Origin of the sequence: Haladaptatus sp. T7 (genome assembly GCF_026008575.1) — an archaeon.
In the GTDB taxonomy this organism is placed as follows: Archaea; Halobacteriota; Halobacteria; order Halobacteriales; family Haladaptataceae; genus Haladaptatus; species Haladaptatus paucihalophilus.
The window spans coordinates 106,797-113,949 of record NZ_BROP01000010.1 but is presented as its reverse complement, the minus strand read 5'-3'; the positions used below and the strand labels follow the sequence as shown (position 1 = coordinate 113,949).

Genomic DNA, 7,153 nt, shown 5'->3' with positions numbered 1-7,153 from the left:
GTGCGCGAGCCTCTGGGAAATCCGATTCGCCGCCTCCCATTCATACTCGCATTCATTACCCGCACGGAGCCACCGCTCTGTGCGGGTTTTTCTATTTCTATCCGGCCGATAGACACGTCTCTGTAATCGTTCTCGATGACACGTCGTCGGTAATGATTCGTTTCTATGCGTATCGTGCATACTTTCGAAAAGCGGACACTGAGACGAAGGTGACAATTTCGCGGTCCATTGGCCTTTAATAATCTGTCTCGAGAAGGGTAGAAGTAGGAATGGTCTCCATCGATTCTACGAATCGGAAAGCTCTCATCGTCGCTCCGTTGGTCCTGTTGGTAGTGGTTGCGCTCGCTATCAATTTCGTGGACCTTCCGTTGGGCGGAAACCATGAGTCTAACTCCACGCCACCGAAACAGGTGAAGCATTGTCAGAAGATTTCGAAGCCGGGAAACTACGTTTTGGCGGACGATTTTGGCGGTGCGACAGGGTTGACGGGAAGTTGTCTCGTGATCAACGCGAGTCACGTGACGGTGAATGGCTCCGGTCACACGATTAAAGGACGGGGTGTTACGGATACGACGGGTGTTCTCGTCGATAACGCGAGCGGCGTCTCGGACGTGACGATCCATTCGGTTCGGGTGGTTCGTTGGAATCGTGCGATTCACGTCTCGAACGCGTCGTCGGTAACGGTTCGAAACGTGAGCGCGGTTCGGAGCACGGAGGGAATCACGGTTTGGAACAGTTCCGACGTGAGTATCGAGCACTCCCGCTCGGCGCGGAACCTGTTCGGCATCCTCGTCGATAACCGGAGCGAAAATGTGGACTATTCGACGCTCCACTATTACGAAAATCAGTTGAACAGCACGCGGGGACGCGGACAGGTGTCGAGCTAGACTGGCTGTTCGTCGCCCGGCGCTCGTTTCTTCCGTTTTTTGATGGCGTCGGCCCAGTCGGGATACTCCTTGCGTTCGGTTCCGTCGTATCCCGGGTCGCCGGACATGGATTTGATTGCGCGGGCGTCGTCTAGACTCCACACCGCACCGTCTTCGTGGAAGAGGCCGTTGAGGACGCCGTTTCGTCGCATGTACAGCGAAAATGCGGGCTTGAGCATGAGCGACCAGAAGAAGTTCCCGATGCCGGACGTTCGGATGGTGGGGGCGAGCGAGGAGTAGTCGGGGACGGCCGCGTTGCCGTCGACATCGGCGAAAAATGACTTTCCGGGCCGAATCCGCTGCCACTCCGAGAGCCACACCGGTTTTCCGAGTTTTTCTTGGAGGTTGTTCGCCTGCCGGAGAACGCGGTTGTAGAGCGCCGGACTACGCGCGAAGTTGTAGTGGAACTGGAGGATGTCCATGCCCCAGTCGAGATACTGGGCGTTGTTCGCCAGGCTGGTGGAACCGACGGAGAGGGGGATTTCACCGCGATAGTGCGTCATCGTGTTCACTATTTGCTTGAAAAATCGGATGTCCTTGTGGTTCCATCCCGGCTCGTTTGTCAACTCGATGGCGAGGAGACGCTCGTCGTTCCGGTACTCCCGCATGACCGAGATGATGAAGTCGCGCGGTTTGTCCCACATGGATTTGGTTCCCATCGTACGGGTGGACGGGGAGAACGATTGGACGGCCGTTTTCACGTCGTCGTGGACGAGGTTTTCGAAGGTGGGTTCGAGTCCAACGCTGTCGAACAGGCCGAGGAGGACGCGCATGTCGTATTTGTCGGCGGTGTCCAACAGGTGTTCGAGCGATTCCATGTGGTCTTCGGGTTCGACGAGCCAGTATTCGTAGCTCAGCCACGTTCGAATGGCGTTCAGGTTGAGGCTCGCCGCGTAGCTGAAGTCGCGTTCGATGATGTCCGGGTCGTACTCGTTCCACATCTGATAGCGGTTAAATGCGCGGGCGGGGAGGTAAATCGCGCCGCGGACGTCCACGGGGGCGTCGGTTTCCGGAGGGAGATTCAGCTCCCGCTGCCGCTCGGTTTGTGCGTTGTGCCCGACTTTTCGGACGCTACCGGCACCCGCAACGCTGGAGAAGCCGATACTTGCACCGATACCGGAGAGGAACTGACGGCGACCAACTCGTCTGCTCATACCGTCCATCTGATTTCGAGAGATAACAATCTATTCCCTGACGATGGCGCGCGAAAAATATTGATACATCGAAAATGTTACCGTTTAGGTGAGGTTTTCGGTGCTAACCGCTATCTTAGTCCCACTCCATCTTCCCGTCGTTTCTGTCTGTTTCGATAGCATCCGGGTCGCGTTTTGCCGCTGAGCCGTGTCCGCCGCCGCCCGGTGTCAGCACGGTGACCGTCGTCCCGTCCGTCACGTCGCGGGTCGTCTTCGCCGGAACGCTCTCGCCGTCGATTTCGTTCTCTCCACGCAGACCGTCCGCGCCGCCAGCGATTCCGCGAGGCGCGACTCGCCGTCGTTCGGTGAGGAGCGAGACGGTTGCGTCGGTTTCGACGGTGACGGAGCGAACGATGCCGAGGCCGCCACGGAACCGTCCGCGCCCGCCGCTGTTCTCGCGGAGGGCGTACTCCTCGACGAACAGCGGGTATTCGGCTTCGAGCGATTCGACCGGCGTGTTTAGCGTGTTCGTCATTCCGACCTGCACGCCGTCCATCCCGTCTTTCGTCGGGCGGCCGCCGAACCCGCCCGCGATGGTTTCGTAGTAGGTGAAGCCGTCGTCGCCGCCGTCACGGCTTCCGATGGTGAGGTTGTTCATGGTCCCCTGTCCGCCCGCTGGCACGCGGTTCGGGACCGCGTGGGCCAGCGCGGCGAACACGACGTCCGTGACTCGTTGACTGGTTTCGACGTTGCCGCCCACGACCGCCGCGGGCGGGCGCGGATTCAGGAGGGACCCGTCGGGAACCGAGACGGAAATCGGGTCGTAACAGCCGCCGTTCGGCGGTATCTCGGGGTCGGTCACGCACCGAATCACGAAGTAGACGGCGCTCTTTGCGACCGCGAGCGGCGCGTTGACGTTCCCCGCCACCTGCGGTGCGGTTCCCGCGAAATCCACCGAAATCCCCTCGTCGCGTATCGTCACGGCGACCTCGATGGGAATATCCTCGTCCGTCACGCCGTCCCCCTCCAGCACGTCGCGGGCGCTGTAGGTTCCGTTCGGCAATTCGGAAAGTTCGGCGAGCAGTCGGTCGCGCGAGTACGAAATCACCGCGTCGAAGGCCGCGACGACGCGGTTTCGTCCGTGTTCGCTCACGAGGTCCCGGAGTCGGTCCTCCGCCCGGTCGTTCGCCGCGATTTGTGCGCGGATGTCCGCCCGGCGCTCGCCGGGATTCCTGACGTTGGCGAGGAGGAGGCTCATCACGTCCTCGTTCACCTCGCCGCCGTTCACGAGACGGACCGGCGGCAGTCGAATTCCCTCCTGATAGATTTCGCGCGCCCCGGCGGGCATGCTTCCGGGCGTCATCCCGCCCACGTCGGCGTGGTGCGCGCGGGAGACGGCGTAGCCGAGGACCTCCCCGTCGACCGTGACCGGCGACACCATGGTCACGTCCGGCAGGTGCGTCCCGCCTTCGAAGGGGTCGTTCAGGACGAACACGTCGCCGGGTTCCGGGTCGTAGTCGAGCACGGTAGTCACGGCCTCCGGCATCGCGCCGAGGTGGACCGGGATGTGTTCTGCCTGCGCGACGAGGCGGCCCTCGGCGTCGAAGAGCGCAGTCGAGCAGTCGCGTCGCTCCTTGATGTTCGGAGAGTACGACGAGGTGATGAGCACTTGGCCCATCTCCTCCGCGACGCCTTCGAACTGGTTGCGCATGATTTCGAGCGTTACCGCGTCGATGTCCGTGTCCGAGTTCGAATCCTCGTGGCTCATTGTCCGTCCCTCCCGAGGACCAGCGTTCCGTCCGTGTTTACCGTCCCGCTCCACCCCGGCGGAACGACCACCGTGCTCTCGTTCTGTTCGAGGATGCACGGTCCGCTGACGGAATCCGACTCGCCGAGGCCGGTCCGGTCGAAGACGGGTGTCTCGTGGAATCCGTCGTCGAAGAACGCCTCGCGGCGTCCCTTCTTGGTCTCACCCTCCGTCCGATACGTGACCGACGGCGACTCGCGGCCGACGACCGCCGTCGCTCTGAGATTCACGAGTTCGATTGGGTCGTCCATGACGTACCCGTAGGCGTTTTCGTGCGCGTTCCGGAACCGCTCGGCGACGGTCTCGGCGTCGAACGCCTCGTCCACCGGAACCGTGAGTTCGAAGCTCTGTCCCACGAACCGCAGGTCAGCGGCCCGCCGAACGTCCGCCGCGTCCGCGTCCGCCACGTCCGACAGCACGCCGTCCGTGAGGTCGTCGTAGGCCGATTTCACGTCGTCGAGCGACGCGTCAGCGAGCGGGCTCCTGAGGGTCCGAACCGAATCGTGTTTCTCGTCGGCGGCGAGCAGGCCGTAGGCGGACAGCACGCCGCAGGCGTGCGGAACCACGAGCGTGTCCATGTCGAGGCTCTCGGCCACCGCGGCGGCGTGCATCGGTCCCGCCCCGCCGAAGGCGACGAGTCCGAACCCGCGCGGGTCGTGTCCTCGTTCGACCGTGACGGCGCGTATCGCCCGCGCCATGTTCGCGTTTGCAACTCGGAAGACGCCCCGAGCGGCCGCGAGGGCGTCGTCTAAACCGGCCTCGTCTGCCAATCTGGAGAGGGCGTCGTGAGCCGCTTCCACGTCGAGTTCGAGTTCGCCGCCGAGCGCCGAACTCCCGCCGATGTAGCCGAGGACGACGTTCGCGTCCGTCACCGTCGGTTTCGTCCCGCCGCGTCCGTAGCAGGCCGGACCGGGGTTCGCACCGGCCGAGCGCGGCCCGACGCGGAGGGCGTTTCCGGCGTCCACCCACGCGATGGAGCCGCCGCCCGCGCCGACGGTGTTCACGTCCACCATCGGCGTCTTGATGGGTCGGCCGTTGATTTCGGCGTCCGTCGTCCGTTCGACCTCGCCGTCCCGGACGAGGCTCACGTCGCTCGACGTGCCGCCCATGTCGAAGGTGACGAGGCCGTCAACGTCGCCCCCTCCCGCGGTTTCGGCCGCCCCGACGACGCCCGCCGCCGGGCCGGACATCGTGGTCGTGACCGCGTGCTCGCGGACCGTCTTCGCCGACGCGATGCCGCCGTTGGCCTGCATGATTCGCGGTTCGGGGACGCCGCGTTCTCCGGCGCGCTCCTCCAAGCGGCCGATGTAGGCGTCGATGGCGGGCGTCACGTAGGCATCGACGACCGTCGTGGAGGTGCGCTCGTACTCGCGGAACTCCGCGAGTACCTCGTGGGAAACCGATACCGGTATGTCCAGTTCCTCGCGCAGGACGTCGGCGACTCGCCGCTCGTTTTCGGGATGTTGGTAGGCGTGGAGCAGACTGACCGCGACGCTTTCGGCATCGCAGTCGCGGATTCGTTCGGCCACCTCCCGCACCTCGTCCTCGTCGGGTTCGGTCAGAACGCCGTCCACCGTCGTCCGCTCCGCGACTTCGAACCGTCTTCGTCGCGGGACGAGCGGCGCGGGTTTGTCCACGGTCACGTCGTAGAGGTCGGGACGGGCCTGCCGCCCGATTTCGAGCACGTCGCGGAAGCCCTGCGTCGTCACGAGCGCCGTCTTCGCGCCGTCCTCTTCGAGGAGGGCGTTCACGGAGACGGTCATCGCGTGGGTGAACGCGTCCACGTCCGTCGGGTCGATGTCCGCCTCCGCGCAGGCTTTCTCGATACCCTGCACGACGCCGACGCTCTGGTCGTCCGTGCTGGGGACCTTCGCCGTCACGAGTTCGTCGTCCGGCAGGAGGAGAACGACGTCCGTGAACGTGCCGCCGACGTCCACGCCGACGCGCGTCGTCCCTGCCATTCAGAACACCCCCAGATTTTGTCCGACGGTGTAGAGCGCGCGGACGCCGAGCCAGACGACGATGAGGGTGACGCCGATTCCGAGAACGTTCTGCGTCGTGTCGTTGACGTGCTCCCCGAGGATGTTCCTGTCGTTCATGATGTAGATGAGGAAGAGGGCGACGATAGGCAACAGGATTCCGTTTGCCACCTGCGCGAAGACGATGGCCTGCACCGGTTGGTAGCCCGACGCGGAGAACACCACGCCGATGAAGAGGATGCTTCCCCACACCGCGCGGAATCCCGGGGATTTGAGGTCCGTATCCCAGCCGAGCGCTCCCGCCGTGGCGTACGCTCCCGCGAGCGGCGCGGTGGTCGCGCTGGTGAACCCGGCCGCGAAGAGGCCGATGCTGAACAACACCGTCGCGTAGGGTCCGGCGAGCGGTTCTATCTGGTCGGCCATCCGACTCACGTTGTCGATTTCCGTTCCGACGGGGAACGCCGCCGCCGCGGTGACGAGAATGGAGATGGTGATGAGGCCGCCGATGACGATGGAGAAAATCGTGTCGGCGCGGGACTCCGGCAACTCGTCCGGTCCCGCCCATCGCTCCTGGACGCTTCCGGCGTGCAGGAACAGGTTGTACCCGACGACGGTCGTTCCGATGAGTCCCGTGATGAGGAACGTCGAACCTTCGGGGACGCTCGGGACGAATCCCATCGCGAGCGCGCCGAGGTCGGGACCGATGACGATGGCGTCGATGAGGAACGATATCGCCATGATGCCGACGAGCGCGACGAGGGCTTTCTCGATGAGTTTGTACCGACCCGTCCAGAGGAGCGCGGCCGCACAGAGGCCCATGACCGGCCCCCAGATGTGTGCGCTGATGCCGGTGATGCCTTCCAACCCGGCGGCCCCGCCGAGGATGTTTCCCGTCTCGTAGGCGGCCGTCCCGATGCCGATGGCGCTCACCACGAGCGCGATGCTGACAACCGACAGCGCCCGACTGTCGAACTGTTCCCGCAGCGCTTCGCCGAGTCCGTGACGGGAGACGACGCCGAGGCGTGCGCTCATCTCCTGCAGGACGATGGTTGCGACTATCGAGAAGACGATGGTCCAGACGAGCGCGTAGCCGAACTCCGCGCCCGTCACGCTGGCGGTCGTGACCGTTCCCGGACCGATGAACGCCGCCGCGACCATCGCGCCGGGACCGATGGATCGTAGTCGTTCTATAATTTTCATGGCTGTTGTCGTGCTATGGTGTCTCAACCCACAGATGGGGCTTAAAACCCGGCTAAGAACGGTGTGCATCGAGGTCTCACGACGTATGAAAACGTATGAACGAGTAGG

At 63.8% G+C, this 7,153-nt stretch carries 5 protein-coding genes; 1 reads left to right on the top strand and 4 read right to left on the bottom strand.

The features are described from left to right. Window positions 1-500 precede the first annotated feature (500 nt). Complete coding sequence (locus OPC11_RS21020; RefSeq protein ID WP_232423886.1) at window positions 501-887, top strand: right-handed parallel beta-helix repeat-containing protein; 387 nt, start codon at window positions 501-503, stop codon at window positions 885-887. On the opposite strand, the gene OPC11_RS21015 is transcribed toward OPC11_RS21020, so the two are convergent. The 4 genes from OPC11_RS21015 to OPC11_RS21000 form a co-directional block, all read right to left on the bottom strand. After that, a complete protein-coding gene (locus OPC11_RS21015; protein WP_232423885.1) occupies window positions 884-2,080 on the bottom strand; it encodes a glycoside hydrolase in 1,197 nt (398 codons plus the stop codon). The genes OPC11_RS21020 and OPC11_RS21015 overlap by 4 nt on opposite strands. Window positions 2,081-2,195: 115 nt before the next feature. Further along, complete coding sequence (locus tag OPC11_RS21010) at window positions 2,196-3,827, bottom strand: hydantoinase B/oxoprolinase family protein (RefSeq protein ID WP_264783276.1); 1,632 nt, start codon at window positions 3,825-3,827, stop codon at window positions 2,196-2,198. After that, window positions 3,824-5,827: a hydantoinase/oxoprolinase family protein gene (locus OPC11_RS21005; protein WP_264783275.1), complete on the bottom strand. Its 2,004-nt coding sequence runs from the start codon at window positions 5,825-5,827 to the stop codon at window positions 3,824-3,826. The genes OPC11_RS21010 and OPC11_RS21005 overlap by 4 nt, the downstream gene beginning before the upstream one ends. Beyond that, window positions 5,828-7,045 (bottom strand): Nramp family divalent metal transporter, encoded by a 1,218-nt coding sequence (locus OPC11_RS21000; protein WP_264783274.1) that lies wholly within the window; start codon window positions 7,043-7,045, stop codon window positions 5,828-5,830. Between the last annotated feature and the right edge of the window lie 108 nt (window positions 7,046-7,153).